The 14,957-nt window shown below is 72.0% G+C and carries 16 protein-coding genes; 8 read left to right on the top strand and 8 right to left on the bottom strand.

Features of this window, described 5'->3' with window-relative positions; all coding sequences use genetic code 11:
- The first annotated feature begins 10 nt into the window (after positions 1 to 10).
- The gene (locus tag AB0C27_RS30450) at positions 11 to 1,066 is read left to right on the top strand and encodes an oxidoreductase (RefSeq protein WP_357850628.1); all 1,056 of its coding nucleotides are present in this window, start codon (positions 11 to 13) and stop codon (positions 1,064 to 1,066) included.
- 128 nt (positions 1,067 to 1,194) lie between these two features.
- Here the strand turns inward: AB0C27_RS30450 and AB0C27_RS30445 are convergent, their stop codons facing one another.
- On the bottom strand, positions 1,195 to 1,824 hold the full coding sequence (locus tag AB0C27_RS30445; RefSeq protein WP_357850625.1) for an alpha-ketoglutarate-dependent dioxygenase AlkB: 630 nt from the start codon (positions 1,822 to 1,824) through the stop codon (positions 1,195 to 1,197).
- A 182-nt stretch (positions 1,825 to 2,006) separates the two neighbouring features.
- On the opposite strand from AB0C27_RS30445, the gene AB0C27_RS30440 reads away from it, so the two are divergent.
- Both AB0C27_RS30440 and AB0C27_RS30435 read left to right on the top strand, forming a co-directional pair.
- Entirely contained in the window at positions 2,007 to 2,774 is a 768-nt protein-coding gene (locus AB0C27_RS30440) for a VOC family protein (protein WP_357850622.1), read from the top strand.
- Positions 2,775 to 3,044: 270 nt separating this feature from the next.
- Positions 3,045 to 4,391 (top strand): MFS transporter, encoded by a 1,347-nt coding sequence (locus AB0C27_RS30435; protein ID WP_357850619.1) that lies wholly within the window; start codon positions 3,045 to 3,047, stop codon positions 4,389 to 4,391.
- 82 nt (positions 4,392 to 4,473) lie between these two features.
- Here AB0C27_RS30435 and AB0C27_RS30430 read toward each other — a convergent pair whose 3' ends face one another.
- The 5 genes from AB0C27_RS30430 to AB0C27_RS30410 form a co-directional block, all read right to left on the bottom strand.
- Positions 4,474 to 5,022 carry a CGNR zinc finger domain-containing protein gene (locus AB0C27_RS30430; RefSeq protein WP_357850616.1) on the bottom strand — a complete coding sequence of 183 codons (549 nt, stop codon included), beginning with the start codon at positions 5,020 to 5,022 and terminating at the stop codon, positions 4,474 to 4,476.
- Between the two features lie 191 nt (positions 5,023 to 5,213).
- On the bottom strand, positions 5,214 to 6,182 hold the full coding sequence (locus AB0C27_RS30425; RefSeq protein ID WP_357850613.1) for a hypothetical protein: 969 nt from the start codon (positions 6,180 to 6,182) through the stop codon (positions 5,214 to 5,216).
- 5 nt (positions 6,183 to 6,187) lie between these two features.
- Entirely contained in the window at positions 6,188 to 7,177 is a 990-nt protein-coding gene (locus AB0C27_RS30420; protein WP_357850610.1) for a hypothetical protein, read from the bottom strand.
- An 82-nt stretch (positions 7,178 to 7,259) separates the two neighbouring features.
- Entirely contained in the window at positions 7,260 to 7,619 is a 360-nt protein-coding gene (locus AB0C27_RS30415) for a DUF2203 domain-containing protein (RefSeq protein ID WP_346113517.1), read from the bottom strand.
- Positions 7,620 to 7,630: 11 nt separating this feature from the next.
- The gene (locus tag AB0C27_RS30410) at positions 7,631 to 8,302 is read right to left on the bottom strand and encodes a GntR family transcriptional regulator (RefSeq protein WP_357850607.1); all 672 of its coding nucleotides are present in this window, start codon (positions 8,300 to 8,302) and stop codon (positions 7,631 to 7,633) included.
- Positions 8,303 to 8,403: 101 nt separating this feature from the next.
- Between AB0C27_RS30410 and AB0C27_RS30405 the strand changes: the two genes are divergently transcribed.
- Positions 8,404 to 9,732 carry an MFS transporter gene (locus AB0C27_RS30405; protein ID WP_357850604.1) on the top strand — a complete coding sequence of 443 codons (1,329 nt, stop codon included), beginning with the start codon at positions 8,404 to 8,406 and terminating at the stop codon, positions 9,730 to 9,732.
- A gap of 83 nt (positions 9,733 to 9,815) precedes the next feature.
- Positions 9,816 to 10,748 (top strand): SPFH domain-containing protein, encoded by a 933-nt coding sequence (locus AB0C27_RS30400; RefSeq protein WP_357850601.1) that lies wholly within the window; start codon positions 9,816 to 9,818, stop codon positions 10,746 to 10,748.
- On the opposite strand, the gene AB0C27_RS30395 is transcribed toward AB0C27_RS30400, so the two are convergent.
- Complete coding sequence (locus AB0C27_RS30395) at positions 10,745 to 12,034, bottom strand: MFS transporter (protein ID WP_357850598.1); 1,290 nt, start codon at positions 12,032 to 12,034, stop codon at positions 10,745 to 10,747. The genes AB0C27_RS30400 and AB0C27_RS30395 overlap by 4 nt on opposite strands.
- A gap of 256 nt (positions 12,035 to 12,290) precedes the next feature.
- Between AB0C27_RS30395 and AB0C27_RS30390 the strand changes: the two genes are divergently transcribed.
- Together AB0C27_RS30390 and AB0C27_RS30385 are read left to right on the top strand one after the other, a co-directional pair.
- Positions 12,291 to 12,998 (top strand): hypothetical protein, encoded by a 708-nt coding sequence (locus AB0C27_RS30390; protein WP_357850595.1) that lies wholly within the window; start codon positions 12,291 to 12,293, stop codon positions 12,996 to 12,998.
- Between the two features lie 43 nt (positions 12,999 to 13,041).
- Positions 13,042 to 13,590: a GNAT family protein gene (locus AB0C27_RS30385; protein WP_357850592.1), complete on the top strand. Its 549-nt coding sequence runs from the start codon at positions 13,042 to 13,044 to the stop codon at positions 13,588 to 13,590.
- A 71-nt stretch (positions 13,591 to 13,661) separates the two neighbouring features.
- On the opposite strand, the gene AB0C27_RS30380 is transcribed toward AB0C27_RS30385, so the two are convergent.
- Positions 13,662 to 14,180 (bottom strand): adenylyl-sulfate kinase, encoded by a 519-nt coding sequence (locus AB0C27_RS30380; RefSeq protein WP_357850590.1) that lies wholly within the window; start codon positions 14,178 to 14,180, stop codon positions 13,662 to 13,664.
- A 137-nt stretch (positions 14,181 to 14,317) separates the two neighbouring features.
- Between AB0C27_RS30380 and AB0C27_RS30375 the strand changes: the two genes are divergently transcribed.
- A complete protein-coding gene (locus AB0C27_RS30375) occupies positions 14,318 to 14,767 on the top strand; it encodes a hypothetical protein (protein ID WP_357850586.1) in 450 nt (149 codons plus the stop codon).
- The last annotated feature ends 190 nt before the right edge of the window (positions 14,768 to 14,957 follow it).

The raw sequence follows: 14,957 nt of genomic DNA, 5'->3' as shown, positions 1-14,957 counted from the left end.
TTTGCCCGACATGAAGCTTCGCATCGCGTTAGGCGCCCTGTCAGCGGCCCTCGTGCTCACCGCCCCGCTGCCCGCCCAGGCCGGCCCGCCCCGGCTCGGCTGGGAGCTCAAGCAGACGGGAACGACCGAGCGCCTGCGCGGCCTGTCGCCGGTCAGCGGGAACGTCGTGTGGGCCTCGGGCTCGGGCGGCGTCGTGCTCAGGACCGTGAACGGCGGGCGTACGTGGCGGAACGTCTCCCCGCCCGGCACGGAGGCGCTGCAGTTCCGCGACATCGAGGCGTTCGACGCCGACCGGGCCGTGGCGCTGTCGATCGGCGAGGGCACCGACTCGCGCGTCTACCGTACGGAGGACGGGGGACGCACGTGGGCGGAGACGTTCAGGAACAACGAGCCCCGGGCCTTCTACGACTGCCTGGCCTTCTTCGACCGGCGCCACGGGCTGGCGATGAGCGACCCGGTGGACGGCCGGTTCCGGATCCTGGCCACGGACGACGGCGGGCGCAGTTGGCAGGTGCTGCCGTCGGACGGGATGCCCGAGGCGCTGCCAGGGGAGGCCGGGTTCGCGGCGAGCGGGCAGTGCCTGGTCGCCTCGGGCGCCCATGACGTCTGGCTGGCCGCCGGCGGAGCGGAGCGGGCGCGGGTGTTCTACTCGGGCGACCGCGGGCGTACGTGGACGGTGACCGACACGCCCATCCCGGCCGCCGACCCGGCGCGCGGCGTCTTCGGCCTCGCCTTCCGCGACCGCCACCGGGGCATCGCGGTCGGCGGCGACTACCGCCCGGATCAGCAGTCGCCCAGCGCCGGGGCGGTCACCAGGGACGGCGGTCGCACCTGGCACCCGTCGTCGGCGCCGCCGCCCGCGTACCGGTCGGGCGTCGCCTGGCTGCCGCACCTGCCGTTCGCGGCCGTCGCAGTGGGGCCGTCGGGGAGCGACGTGACGTATTCGGGCGGGAGGAGCTGGGAGACGTTCGACAGCGGCTCGTTCGACACGGTGTCCTGCACCAGGGACCTGACCTGCTGGGCTTCCGGCGAACAGGGCCGCGTGGGACGACTCGTGCTCAAGTAGCCGCGCATCGCGCGGGACTTCGCGCCGAGGCGGCTCCCGCATCGCGTTCGATCCCGAAGTAGCCGCCCATCACGCGCAACCGCCCGTCCCGAGCCACCCCCTGCATCACGCGCGGAGACACCCCCCGGTCAGCGGACGCCCCGGGGGCGGAACTGGATGCTGATGCGGGGGCCCGCCGGGCGGGTGGTCTTCGGGACGGCGTGCTCCCAGGTGCGCTGGCAGCTCCCGCCCATCACGATGAGGTCGCCGTGCCCCAGATCGCGCCGGATCGAGGGGCCGCCGCCGCGCGGGCGCAGGTGCAGGGAGCGAGGGCTGCCGACCGAGATGATCGCGACCATGGTGTCCTCGGTGCTCCCCCGGCCGATCGTGTCGCCGTGCCAGGCCACGCTGTCACGGCCGTCGCGGTAGAAGCAGAGCCCGGCCGTACGGAACGGCTCGCCCAGCTCCGGCCCGTAGTAGGCGTCGAGCGCGCGTCTGGCCTCGGCGAGGACGGGGTCGGGCAGGGTCTCGCCCTCGTCGTAGAACTTCAGCAGCCGCGGCACCTCCACGACCTTGTCGTACATGCGGCGCCGCTCGGCCCGCCACGGCACCCGCTCCGCCAGCCGCTCGAACAGCGCGTCGGCCCCAGTCAGCCAGCCCTGTCTCAGGTCGATCCAGGCGCCGTGGGCGAGATGGGTCCTGTGCACGGCGCCGTCGAGCGGACCGAGCCCGAGCTCGGTGTCGAGATCGAGCAAAGAAGCTTGGAACGCGGCTGTCATGGTGTCGAGTGTATGCCATTGTTCAAACATCCATTCGACTTACCTATTCTGTCGCATGGCTCGCGGCGATCGGCGGATCGTGTCACGCTGTGAGACGCCGGATACGAGTGGCGTCGCCCCCTCCGACCGCACCCAGAGGCGAAGACGGCCACCCGCCGCTTCGTCACGCGAAGGAGCAGGCCATGCTCACCACCGACTTCACTCCGGGCACCCCCAGCTGGCTCGACGTCGCCGCCCCCGACGTGGAGGCGGCCGACGCCTTCTACACCGGGCTGTTCGGCTGGCGGTCACTCTCGCTCGGGCCCGAGCACCGCGACTACCGCTTCTGCCAGGTCGACGGCAGGACGGTCGCCGGGATCAGCCGGAACACCCCCGACAGAGGCGCGCCCGCGTGGCTGACCTACTTCCACACGCCCGACGCCGACACCGTCGCCAAGGCCGTCGAGCAGGCGGGCGGCAGGGTGCTGGCGGCGCCGTTCGACATCCAAGGGCAGGGCCGGATGGCCGTCTTCGCCGATCCGGCCGGGGCGTCGTTCGCCGTCTGGCAGCCCGGCGCGACCCGGGGGCTCGGGCTGGTCACGAAGCCCGGCTCGCTCGGGTGGGTCGAACTGCACGTCCCCGACCCCGGCGGGATCAGGGGCTTCTACGAGTCGGTCTTCGGCTGGCGGATCGAGGACCTTCCGATGGGCGGGGTCACCTATCCCGTGATCTCACCCGCCCAGGGAGACGAGTCGTCGGCGATGGCCGGCATCGCCACCCTGGAGGCGGGCGACGCGCCGCACTGGCTGCCGTACTTCGAGGTGCCCGACTGCGACGCCACGGTGGAGCGGGCGCAGGGACTGGGCGCCACCGTACGGACCGCGCCGGCGACGACGGAGGGGGCGGGACGGATCGCGTTCCTCACCGACCCGTTCGGGGCACGGTTCGCGGTCATCACCAGCTCGGCCTGAACGGACGGAGGTTCGTGAGGCCGGCCCGAGCGAACGGGAGGCACCGGACTGAGCGGGCGGAGGGTTGAGAGGTTCGCCCGTGTGGGCGGTGGATTGAGAGCGACCTGAGTGGGCGAGGGTATGGGGCCGGCCTGCGCGCACGCAGCCCGCGCAGGCCGGCCCTCCCCGGCGTGAGCGGTTTCCCCAGCTCAGGGAGTTTGACTGCGGGTACTCATTCCCTTGACCTCCCTCTCCTAACATCGGCACGCGCCCTCGTGTAACGTCTTGCCAGTGTTATTCCGTTACATGGCCGGGGCCGTCTCCGCGCGTACCGGTGATGAGATGTCCGGGCCCGCCCTGCTCGTGATGGGGCTGGCCGTCACCGGGTCGCCGGTGCCCGCGTCGTGGCTGCTGGCCGGGCTGACGGTGTCGGCCGCCGCCGGAGGTCCGCTGCTCGGGGTGCTGCTCGACCGGTCAGCGCGGCCGGGGCGGCTGCTGGCGTCGTGCCTGCTCGGGTACGCGGCCGGGCTGCTGCTGATCCTCGCCCTGCTAGGACGGGTGCCGGACGCGGTCGTGGTCGGGCTGGCGGTCGTGACCGGACTGCTGGGGCCCGCGCTCACCGGCGGATGGACAGCGCAACTGCCCCTGGTGGCCGGTCAGGGGCGGCTGGACCGGGCGACGGCCCTGGACTCGATGAGCTACAACGTCGCCGGGCTGGCCGGGCCGGCGCTGGTCGGGGCCGTGGCCGCCGCCGGCGGGGGTGGGGCGGCGGTGCTGGTGTCCGCCGCGCTGCTGATCGCGGCCCTGCCGGCCGCATACGGACTGCCCACGCGCGGCGGCCCCGCGGTTCAGGCGGGCACGGGCCAGGGCGAGCCCCAGGCACGGGCCGTCCGGGCGAAGGTGGGGGTGGTGCGGGCCGAGGTGCGGGCCGGGGTGGCGGCCATCGTGCGGAACGCGGCGTTGCGGCGGGCCACCGTCGGGTCGATGGTGTCGTGCTGCGGGCTGGCCATGCTGGTCGTGTCCGTGCCCGTGCTGGGTGAGCGGCTGACCGGGGAGAGCGGCCACGGCGCGCTCCTGCTGGCCGTCACGGCCGCCGCCGGTCTCGCCGCCAACGCGGTGCTCGCCGCCCTGACCCGTCCCAGAAACCCCGCCCGCGCCGGAGCGTCGCGGCCGTGGGACATGGCCGAGCAGGCTGGGGACATGGCCGAGCGGACAGAAGATGCGGCCGAGCGAGCGGGGGACGCGGCCCGTCGTTCGGGGAACGGTCCCGGGGGGCGGTTCTGGGATGTGGTGCAGGCGGCGGGGACGGCGGTGCTGGGGGTGGGGATGGTGGTGCTCGCCGTCTCCGGGACGTTCTGGGTGGCGGTCGTGGGGGCCGTGGTGGCGGGGCTGGGTGAGGGTCCGCAACTGACGGCACTCTTCGCCGTACGACACCGCGAGGCGCCCGCCCGGCTGCGCAGTCAGGTGTTCACCACGGCGGCCAGCGTCAAGATCACCTCGTTCGCCCTCGGTTCCGCACTGGCCGGGCCACTGGCGGCATACGACGTCGGTTTCGCCCTCCTGGTCGGCGCGGCACTACAGGCGACGGCCGCCGCAGTGCTGCTGCCACGCGGCCGCTCGTCCCCCGGCGTCGGGTAAGGCGCATCGGTGGCGGGTGCGGCTCTGCGTCGGTGGCGGCCAGCCGGCTGGCTGGGCTCCGGAAACGGTGAGGCCCGCTTGATCAGGCAGTGCGGGCTCGGTGGGCGGCGACGCGTTCGCGGGTGGCGCAACGGGTGCTGCAGTAGCGGCGGGGGCTGCCGCCGCCCAGGTCGAGGAACGGACGGCCGCAGCTCGCCGAGGCGCACAACCCGCCGGGCACCCGCTGGTGATCGGCCAGCAGCACCGCCAGCGCCATCGCCGACGACGCCAGGAACCACTCACCCCATGGCGCGTCGTCGTCGCTGCTGTCGACGTGGACGTGCCAGGTCGTCGTGCCGCCGTGGTCGGTCAGCCTGGGCGGCTTGGCCGACTCCGCGAGCAGCCGGTTGAGCAGGGCCGACGCCTCGCCGGGGGTGGCCGCGCCGAGCACCTCGCGCAACCGGGCCGCCGCCGAGCGCATCGCGCGCACGTCGTCCTCCCCGAGGCCGAGGTCCCCCGTGCCGGGAGCGCCGAGCTCGCCGTACGCCCGCAGGACCCGCGACACCGACTCGATCGACGGCTGCTCGTGCAGCAGCACCACGCACAGGTCGACGGCCCGCGCGGCCATCGCCTTGGTCGAGTGAACCTCCACCAGCAAAGCGTATGTCCCCGTCACGGACCACCAGCCGCCACCGACCGCCCAACCGCCGCAAGCCGGTCAACCACCCAACCGCCGCAAGCCGGCCAACCACCCAACCGCGGCAAGCCGGCCAACCGCCGTAAATTGCCGCACCGCCACAGGCCGGTCAGTCGCCCGACCGACGCTCAACCCTCGCGGGCCGGTCAGCCGCCGCAGGCGGCGAAGACGAACGAGTCAGGGAGGATCGTGTAGCGGTCTCTGATCTTGACCGAGCCGTTCCCCGTGTCGATCCGCACGATCGTCATCCTGGTCTTCCCGCCCGGCTCGCTGATCAGGTGGGCGGTCAGCTCGTGGTCGCCGGTCCAGTCGAGCATGTGGACGTGCCCGGCCGGCAGCTTGACCCGCCTGCGCTCCCCCACCTGGTCACCGGCCATGTCGTACGTCACCGTCTGCGCCTTCGCCCCGCCCACCAGGATCGCCGCGGTGCGCCCGTCGGCGGCGAGCGCCGGTGGCAGGTTGGCCGCGATGACCTGCGGCGGTGTGACCCGGCTCAGCTCCTCGCCGGTCTCGGAATAGGCGGCCAGCTCGGTGACGGACTCGTCGGCCTGGATGGTGGCGATCAGTTCGCCGCCGTCGCCGCTGAAGCCGGCCACCGTCGCCTCGGGCGGAAGGACGCCGAGCTGTTCGCCCGTCGCCGTGTCGAAGATCCGCGTGCCGGCCGGCTTGTCGCCGCGCGGGGAGGCGGCCAGCCGGGCGCCGTCGTCGGAGAGCGCCAGCGTCACCTCGTACTGGGCCCGCTTCGGCAGCGCGTCCTTGGCGAGCAGCAGCACCCCGCCGCCGAGCGTCCGCACGGCGAGGCGGCCCTTCCTGGTGAAGTACGCCACCCGCCGGCCGTTCCCACTGACCGCGATGGGGGCCGGCACGTAGCGGTTGGTGGAGCCGTCGGCCTCCAGCGCGAGCGCCTGCGCGTCGGGCAGGGTGCTCTTCGCGCCGCTGTGCATGACGAGCCGCCACGAGCCGCACGGCCTGGCGCCGCCGCCCTTGATCGGGCAGCTCTTGATGGAGGCGTAGCGGATGCTGTCATGGGCGTGCCCGGAAGCGTGGGCCTGGGCGGGCGCCGGCCAAACCAGGGCAATTGCCGTGGTCAGGGCTGCGAGGATCTTGGTGCGCATGCGGTTCACTCCCCCGCGAGGACGTAGGCGTGGTACCCGGACCTGATCGTGTACTTGTCGGCCTGCTCGGCCGCCCCGTTCGCCGGATCCACCGTGAGCACCCTGACCTCCGTCGCTCCTGAGCTGTCGTCCGTCGTGATCGTGGTGGTGAGCCGGCCGCCGCTCCATCGCGCCAGGTACGGCGTCACGTCGGCCGGGAGCGGCAGGTCCGCGCCGGGCGACAGCTCGCCACTGGCGAGGTCGTACGTGCGCACCCGCGATGGTTTGTCCCGGCTGGTGGTGAAGAACCCTACAGTGGTGCCGCCGGCGTCGAGCGCGTAGGTGCCGCCGTTGACCACGATCGCGGGCGGGGTGCGCTTGAGGGAGCCGCCGGGGCGCAGGGCGTACATGGCGACGGTGTTGTCGCTCATCGTCCGGGTGGCCAGCACCTGGTCGCCGTCGGCGCTGAAACCATACGTCGCGTAGGCGGCGGGCAGCGTGGTGATGCCGCCGGTGGCGACCGTGACGATCTTGGAGCGCAGGCGCTCCGGATCGTCCTGGTAGTCGATCAGCACGCGGTGGCCCGAGGGCGACAGGGTGAGGGTCAGCTCGTCGCTGCCGACGCCCTGGGGCCGGGCGGAGGCGGGCAGCTCGGTGGCCGGGCCGCCGCCGCCTGCCCGCTGGACGACCAGGCGGTGGTCACGGGCCCGTTCGTAGGCCAGCACGCGGCCGTCCGCGCTGACGGCGAACGTGGCGGCCTGGCCGGTCCTGCGGCCCTTGCCGTCGACCCCGCGGGCGGCGGCGTCGCGGACGGCGACCTGGCGGCCGTCGCGCAGCAGCAGCCGCCACGTGCCGCAGGGCCAGGACGTCTCCCGTTTCTTGTCGTAGCAGGTCTTGATCCAGGCCGCGCGGACAGCCGCACGGGAGGAGTCCGCCTGGGCCGGGACGGAGCAGAGCCCCAGCGCGCCGATGACCGCCGGCGCGAGGAGCGCCGCGGCCGCCGAGGAGAGCCTCATGGGTGTGGTCCTTTCGCTCACCCCGTTAGACACGGACGCGGCGTGTTCGGTTGATCACGGATCGGCCACACGTCGCGCGAGGCTACAGGGGGCGGCGGCCGGCGAAGCCCAGCTCGGTGCGGTGGTACCAGCCGAGCTCGCGCTCCCCCTCGATCCAGCACAGCCGCACGGAGACCCCGTCGAGCACCGAGGGGAAGTCGACCAGCACGGGCGCGATGCCCTTGACCTCGATGCCGCGCTCGTTCCACCCGCTCAGGATCTCCTCGATGCGGGCCTGCAGCCCTTTGAGCTCGGGCAGGCCGCCCAGCTCGGATCCGCCGCCGGTGCGGCGCGCGAAGTCGATCTCGGCCAGGTCGGCGCGGGCGGCGATCACCACGGCGGCCTCCTCCATCACGGCGGGGAGCAGCGCGCGGGCCTCGTCCAGGGTGAAGATCCGGTCCATGGGCGGCAACGCTATCGGTCGGGGTCGTAGGCGTGGATGAGTAGCCGTTCGGCGTGGTCGAGATAGTCGTCGAGATAGGCGGCGGCCTGCTCGGTCTCGCCCGACTCGATCAGGCCGAGCAGCGTGCGGTTGCGGTCGACGAACGGCTCGTGGAAGGCACGCGGGTTTTCCATCACGTGGAAGACGAGCCGCAGCTCGGCGAGGAGCTGGCGCATGGTCTCGTCGATCCGCGGGCTCGCGTTGAACGAGACCAGGGCCTGGTGGAAGCGGATGTTGGCGGTGCCGACGCCCTGCCAGTCGTCGCGCGCCGCGGCCTGCTCGGCGTCGAGCACGGCCTGCTTGAGCAGCGCCAGCGCAGGCTCGGCCGGAGCCCGCCGCACGGCCGCGCCCTCCAGCACGCGGCGCACCTGGTAGAGGTCGGCGACGTCCTCGGCGGACGGCAGCCGGACGAACACGCCCCTGTTGAGCCGGTGGTCGAGCAGCCCCTCGTGGCCGAGCAACCGGAACGCCTCGCGCAGCGTGTTGCGCGACACCTCCAGCGCCTCCGAGATGGACTCCTCGGACAGCCGCTGACCGGGCTGGAAGTAGCCCTCGCTGATGCGGCCGCGCAGGACGTCGGCCACCCGCTCGGCCGTGCTGCTGCGCCCCAGCCGCGGCCGGTCCTGGGAGAGATCGGCAACCACGTTATCCACATTTAACAGGGAATCATGGAGCAAACCTCTTGTCGAATTGTTCAACGATCCTTACGTTGATAACTATCCCCCACGATTTCAAGGAGCGATCGATGTCAGGCTCCACGCAACAGACCCGGCGGGTGATTCTCGCCAGCCTGATCGGCACGTCGCTGGAGTGGTACGACTTCTTCCTCTACACCACTGCGGCCACCCTGGTCTTCCCCAAGCTGTTCTTCCCCTCCCTCGACCCGTTCAACGCGGTCCTGGTCTCCCTGACCACCAACGCCGTCGCCTTCGTGGCCAGGCCGCTCGGCGGCATCGTGTTCGGCCACTTCGGCGACCGGGTCGGCCGCAAGACGGTGCTGGTGGTGACGCTCCTGGTGATGGGCGTCTCGACGTTCCTCATCGGCGTGCTGCCCGGGTACGCCAGCGTGGGCGTGCTGGCCCCGGTCCTGCTGGCGCTGCTCCGCTTCGTGCAGGGCCTGGGCCTCGGCGGCGAGTGGGGCGGCGCGGTCATCATGTCGCTGGAGCACGGCGACGGCCGGCGGCGCGGCTTCAACGCGAGCTGGCCGCAGGTCGGCGTGCCCGCCGGTTACGTGCTGGCCACGGGCCTGCTGGCGCTGATGTCGTTCGTCATGTCCGACGCGGCGTTCCTGTCGTGGGGCTGGCGGGTGCCGTTCCTGCTGTCGGGCGCGCTGGTGTTCGTCGGCCTGTGGGTGCGGCTGAAGGTCACCGAGTCGCCGCTGTTCGAGGCGGTCGAGCAGCAGGGCGTCAAGGCGCGGATGCCGCTGGTGGAGGTGCTGCGCACGCACCCGCGCGCGCTGCTGTCGGCCTTCACCGCGCGGATCGGGGTGGACGTGGCCTTCTACACGTTCACGGCGTACATCATCGTCTACATCACCACCGTGCTGGAGCTGCCACGCTCGTACGCGCTGAACGCGGTGCTCATCGGGTCGGCGCTGCAGCTGGCGCTGATCCCGCTGGCGGGCGCGCTGTCCGACCGGTACGGCCGCCGTCCCGTCTACTTCGCGGGCGTGCTCGGCGCGGCGGTGTGGGTGTTCGTCTTCTTCCCGCTGCTCGACACCAAGTCCTTCCCGCTGATCGCGCTGGCCGCGGTGGTGGCGCTGGTCACGCACGCCGCGATGTACGGCCCGCAGGCCGCCTTCATCGCCGAGCTGTTCAGCACCCGCCTGCGCTACAGCGGCGCGTCCATGGGCTACCAGGTGGCCGGCATCGTGGGCGGCGCCCTCGCGCCGGTGATCGCGCTGCAGTTGTTCGCGTCCTACCAGTCCACGATCGCGGTCTCGATCTACGTGGTGATCGCCCTGGCCGTCACGACCGTGGGCCTGGCCATCGCTCCTGAGACCCGCGACCTCGACCTGGCGGAGAGCGCCGCCGAGCCCGCGCCCAAGGCCCCGCAGGTGGGCCCCTTCGCCTGAACCGTCGTTCTTCCGACCATCGCAGGAATGCCGCGAAAGCCGCGGGCGGCGGCTGCCGACGCCGCCCGCGCGGAAGGGTCTCGATGAGAATCGCACTGGCCGTACTGGCCGCTCTGGTCGCGATCCCCCTGCTCATCGGGGGCATCGGCGGGCTGGACAGCACCGGCGGCGGCGAGGTGGCCGTCGTCCGCGACGGCGGGATCTTCGACGACAACAAGGTGCGCCAGGTGATCGACGCCGGCTCCGGGCTCACCTGGACGGGAATGTGGTCCTCCGTCCACCTCTATCCGGCGCAGCAGCGCTTCTACACCATCACCGCCGACGCCAAGCGGGCGACCACGCTCGGCGTGGACGTGGTGACGGTGCCGAGCAGCGACGGCGTGAACCTGGGCATCGAGGGCACCCTCTACTTCACACTCAACCTGGACCACGAGACGCTCAAGAAGTTCGACGACAAGTACGGCACCCGTACCTTCCGCGCCCAGGACGACCGCTCGCTCTACGCCTGGGACGGCGACGAGGGCTGGAGCGCCTTCTTCGGCCAGGCCGTCCGGCCGGTGATCGACAACGCGCTGCGCGGGCAGATCGGGTCGATGCGCTGCGCGGAGCTGGTGCCGTCCTGCTCACTGCTGGAGAGCAGCGCGCTCAAGCCGCGCGACAGCAACGCCAACATCGCCGAGGTGCAGAACGCGGTCAACGCCTCGCTGGCCCGCGACCTGCCCGTCACGCTGGGCGGGGAGTTCCTCACCGGGCTGCGCTTCACCCTGGTCAAGGTGACGCTGCCGGACGAGGTGCAGCAGGCGGTGGACCGCTCGCTGTCGGCCTCGGCGGCCGTCTCCGAGGCCCAGGCGCGGGTGGCCCAGGCCAAGGCCGAGGCGGAGGCCAACCGCGCCAGGCAGGACGGCTACGACAAGTGCCCCGCCTGCGCGGAGATCGAGAAGCTCAAGTCACTGCCGCAGGGCATCACGGTGTACGCGCCGGGCAACCCGCAGGCGGTGGTCGTACCGTCCCGTTAGACCTCGGCACCCTGCGGCCTGGCGGCCCGCCAGCGGCCCTTGAACGCGACCATCGAGACGAGGAAGACGATCTGGCCGGCCAGCGCCACGCTCAGCCAGAGCTGCCAGCCGCCGGCCTCCACCACTCTCGGGGAGACGATCAGCATGACCACGATCATCACCCGGACGACCATGCCCCACAGCCCCAGGGCCGAGCCCTGCAGCCGGGACTCGACGTCCTCGGCGTTCTCGGAGAAGTTGGCCATCCACGGGACGTACGCGACGCCCATGAACAGGAAGAGCAGCGCGTAGACGGCGGTGACGTGCGCGGTGGAGACGCCCGGCCCGATCAGGGAGATGAAGTACACCAGCGCGGCGGCGGTGAGCACGGTGCCGACGGCGGTGAACGGCTTGCGCAGCCGCAACCGGTCCGACGCCCGGCCGACGATCACCACCGCCAGGGCGTTGAGCACGATGCCGAGGGCGACGACCCGGTTGGCCGTGGCCGCGTCCATGCCGAAGGCGGTGGCCAGAATGGTCTGGCCGAAGATGGTGAACGTCCAGTAGAGCACCTGCCAGCCGGTGTTGCCGAGCACGTGGGCCCAGAGGTGGGGGTGCTTGAACAGCTCGCGCACCCGGCCGTGACCGGCCTCCCCCTCGACCGCGAGCTCCTGCTCGGCCTCCAGCACCTGCGCCCGCAGCGCCCCGGACGGCTCGGCGATCTTCCAGATGATCACGGCGCACATGCTCAGCGACACGACGCCCATGATGATCGCCTGCGACTGCCACGCGTTGCCGAACAGCGGCAGCGTGAACCCCGCGATGAACGAGGCCAGGAACGCCGCCCCGACCGGTCCCCACGTCCAGAACGCGAACGCCTGCGCCCGCCCCATGCGCGGCGAGAAGTCGCGCACCAGCGAGGCGGTGATCGTGATGCCCGCACCCTCGATGAACAGCATCAGGCAGCGCACCCAGAACAGCTCCGCCACGGTGTCCACGGTGGCCAGCAGGAAGTTGCAGGCGGCGGTGACGGTGAGGGTGGGCACGAGGATCGCCACCCGGCCCCACCGGTCGGACAGAATGCCGCCGAAGCCCGCCGACAGCCCGCCCACCAGCACCGACAGCGCGGCGAGCTGTCCGTAGACGGTCAGGGACATGCCGAGGTCGGCCATGAGGAGGGGCAGGATCGTGGCCAGGGTGGTCTCGAAGTTCGCCACCAGGCTGGCCAGTACGGCGACGGCCAGCAGCAGAATGCGGCGGCGGCCGACCGGGTAGACGCTCAGTTCGCGGACATAGAACGGCTTCATTCCCATCCTCCAGGGACGGTCCTGCGTGCTGTCGCTCTAGAACGCGTTTCTAGTGCGCCCAGGTTTTCCGTTTTGTACCGGTAAGTCAATGTGCTGCGAGATCACGATGTAATCTCGATCACACGCTCCGGGTTGTGACGCAATCGCCATCGATTCCTGGAACAGCCACCGTCGAATAGGCATAAACTGCGCGCCTGTGAGCCTGCCTGTACGAGAACGTTCCCCCCGGCCGGGCGGCGGCCGACACCGCCGTCCCGTGCCCACGTCCTTGCCCCCTGACGCCCCGATGCTCGTGCTCGCCACGCCCGGCGGCGTCACCGGTGTGGCCGAGGAGATAGCGGCAGTGGTCCGCGTCGACAATCCGCAGATCGAGGTGCGCCTCACGAGCGTCACCGACCTCGCGGACTCCCTGCCCTCCGGCCGCGAGGCCGTCGTCGTGCCCCTGCTCACCTGGGACGACCCCGTCGTGTTGGCCGAGATCGGCAAGGCCGTGGCCGCCGCCGGCTCGGGGGCGGTGGTGACCGAGGCGCTGGGGCCCCACCCGCTGCTGGCCGAGGTCCTGCACATCCGCCTGGCCGAGCGCGGCCTGGCCCGGGCCGACCGCGTCCGCCTGCTGAACGTCTCCAGCCCCGTCGACGGCGTCATCCTCGGCACCGTGGGCGGGACCAGGGCCGTGCAGGCCGTGCAGGCCACCGCGGTGCTCCTGGCCTCCAGGCTCACGCTGCCGGTCGTGGCCGCCTCGCTCGACAGCGACCCCGGCGTACCGGCGGCGGCCCAGCGGCTGCGCTCCGCGGGCGCGGAACGGCTCGCCATCGCGCCCTGCTTGATCGGCCACGAGGCCCCGGTGAGCGTCGTCGAACAGGCCGCGGCGGCGATCGAGGCCGGCCACTCGGACCCGCTCGGCGCCCACAGCGCGGTCGCCGAACTTGTCGCCCGAGCTTACGGAAGTCAACTCGCGACTTGACAAGGGCTTGTAGAGATCACGGGACTCGCGTTACCTTCTCCGCATGCGCCGCGTCGTCTGCAAGGGCGATCGACTCGGCCTCCGTGACATCACGGAGGCCGACGTGCCCGCCCTGCACGCCATCTACGGCGACCGCGTCGCCACCCAGCACATGCCGTTCGCGCCACGCAGCCTGCGCGAGGTCGAACGGCTGGTGGACGAGGCCATCGAGGCGTCGGCGGCCGAGCCGCGCCGCCTCTACGTGCTGGCCGTCGTCGACAGCGCGCGCTGCGACATCATCGGGGTCGCGCGGCTGCTGATCGAGGCCGAGCATCCGCACAGCGCCGAGATCGGGTTCGGGCTCCATCGTGACCAGTGGGGGCGCGGGATCGGGACCGACCTCGTACGGTTGTTGTTGTCGTTCGGGTTCAAGCAGCTCGGGCTGCACCGCATCTGGGGCGCCCGCTCCCCCGCCAACCTGCCGGCGCAGCTCGCGATGCTGACGGCGGGGATGGTCGAGGAGGGACGGATCCGGCACCATGTGCACACGCCGGCCGGGTGGCGGGATTCGATCGTGCACTCGGCGCTAGAGGACGAGTGGATCGAACGCTGACCCGCGCTTCTACTGCGCTGACCTGCGCTTCTTCTGCGCAGGCCAGCACTGACCTGCGCTTCTTTCCTGCCCTAGTTGGTCTGCCAGCCCCTGAGCACCAGGGCCGCGACCTCCTCGGGCGTGCCATGGGTCCCGTCCACGGCGTAGTCCTCCACCCCGGCCCCGTCGAGGATCGACTGCAATTCCCCTGACCTTTCGAGGTGACGGTCAAGCGCCTTGGGGTCGAGCGCGTGGCGGGCCCGCAGCCGGCGGCGTACCAATGGGAGATCCACGTGCACGCGGCAGACCGCGAGCGGGACGCCGAGCGCCTCCTCGTGGGCGAGCCGCTCCTCCCGGCTCTCGATGACGCCCGCGAGCACGAGCCGCTCGGCTCCGGCGGCCAGGAAGTTCGCGGCCACGGCGCGCAGGTTGCGCAGGGTCAGGGCGCCGTTGTACGGGTCGCGCGGGGGCGCCGGCCAGGCCCGGCGCAGCCAGTCGAGGTCGATGACCGCGTTGGGCACGCCCGCCTCGATGAGCAGGTCACCCGCGAAGTCGGCCACCGTGGTCTTGCCCGCGCCCACGGTGCCGGTGATCAGAAGAGCCGTCGCCATTCCCGCGATCCTACGCACGGCCTCGCCGGGGTCTCACGCGGGTGCCGGGAGAGCCGGTGGTGCGTCTTACGTGTGGCGAGCGCCGAGATTGTCAGTGGGGCATCCTACGATGAGGCACCTCACGGAGGGATAGTCACATGCTCGACTCGCTGATCGTGCCCTTGTTCGTCACCACGGACCTGCCGCCCGAGGCGGAGCTGGCCGAGTTCGGTGAGTTGCTCGCCGAGACGGCGCGCGTGCTCGGCGACGACGGCTACGAGGCTTTCCTGGTGGGCCGGGTGTTCTGGCTGGACCGGCCGGTGCTGCCCGAGCAGAGCCCCGCCGCCGAGGGCGAGCTGCGCTTCGCCGGCATGCTCGGCTACCTCGCCGCCTCCGGCGCCGGTCACACCACGCGCGAGGTGGTCGGCGACGTGCGGCGGGCGATCGGGCAGGCGGTGACCGAGCGGTACGGGGACGTCGGGGTGGCGCCGGCCGTGTTCGCGATCCGGGATCAGGACGTGCGCGAACGTACCCCAGAGCTCGCCATCCACGTCGACACGCGGGACGCGGCGGCCGAACTGGTGAGCGCCGCCAGGTCCTACCTGTAGTCCCCGGGCGCTGGTCAGGCGGAGGCTGCAGCCCCTCGGGTTTCGAAGGTACGGGTCACGGCACTGACCGGACAGGGCACGGCTCTTGCCGGGCGAGTACAGCTCCCGGCCGGCAGGTGACGGCTATGGCCGACGGGGGCGTGGCTCCGGCTGGTGAGGGCACGGCTCTGGCGGGTTGGGGGCGTCGCGT

Origin of the sequence: Nonomuraea sp. NPDC048882 (assembly GCF_040649755.1) — a bacterium.
GTDB classification, from domain to species: Bacteria; Actinomycetota; Actinomycetes; order Streptosporangiales; family Streptosporangiaceae; genus Nonomuraea; species Nonomuraea maheshkhaliensis.
Note: the sequence above shows the minus strand (reverse complement) of the source record. Positions and strands in the feature narration are given on the sequence as shown.

Bases quoted from the DNA above. Each gene is read 5' to 3' on its own strand.
- AB0C27_RS30450 (WP_357850628.1), top strand. From the start codon at position 11: ATGAAGCTTCGCATCGCGTTAGGCGCCCTGTCAGCGGCCCTCGTGCTC.
- AB0C27_RS30445 (WP_357850625.1), bottom strand. From the start codon at position 1,824: ATGACAGCCGCGTTCCAAGCTTCTTTGCTCGATCTCGACACCGAGCTC.
- AB0C27_RS30440 (WP_357850622.1), top strand. From the start codon at position 2,007: ATGCTCACCACCGACTTCACTCCGGGCACCCCCAGCTGGCTCGACGTC.
- AB0C27_RS30425 (WP_357850613.1), bottom strand. From the start codon at position 6,182: ATGCGCACCAAGATCCTCGCAGCCCTGACCACGGCAATTGCCCTGGTT.
- AB0C27_RS30420 (WP_357850610.1), bottom strand. From the start codon at position 7,177: ATGAGGCTCTCCTCGGCGGCCGCGGCGCTCCTCGCGCCGGCGGTCATC.
- AB0C27_RS30415 (WP_346113517.1), bottom strand. From the start codon at position 7,619: ATGGACCGGATCTTCACCCTGGACGAGGCCCGCGCGCTGCTCCCCGCC.
- AB0C27_RS30405 (WP_357850604.1), top strand. From the start codon at position 8,404: ATGTCAGGCTCCACGCAACAGACCCGGCGGGTGATTCTCGCCAGCCTG.
- AB0C27_RS30400 (WP_357850601.1), top strand. From the start codon at position 9,816: ATGAGAATCGCACTGGCCGTACTGGCCGCTCTGGTCGCGATCCCCCTG.
- AB0C27_RS30395 (WP_357850598.1), bottom strand. From the start codon at position 12,034: ATGAAGCCGTTCTATGTCCGCGAACTGAGCGTCTACCCGGTCGGCCGC.
- AB0C27_RS30385 (WP_357850592.1), top strand. From the start codon at position 13,042: ATGCGCCGCGTCGTCTGCAAGGGCGATCGACTCGGCCTCCGTGACATC.
- AB0C27_RS30380 (WP_357850590.1), bottom strand. From the start codon at position 14,180: ATGGCGACGGCTCTTCTGATCACCGGCACCGTGGGCGCGGGCAAGACC.
- AB0C27_RS30375 (WP_357850586.1), top strand. From the start codon at position 14,318: ATGCTCGACTCGCTGATCGTGCCCTTGTTCGTCACCACGGACCTGCCG.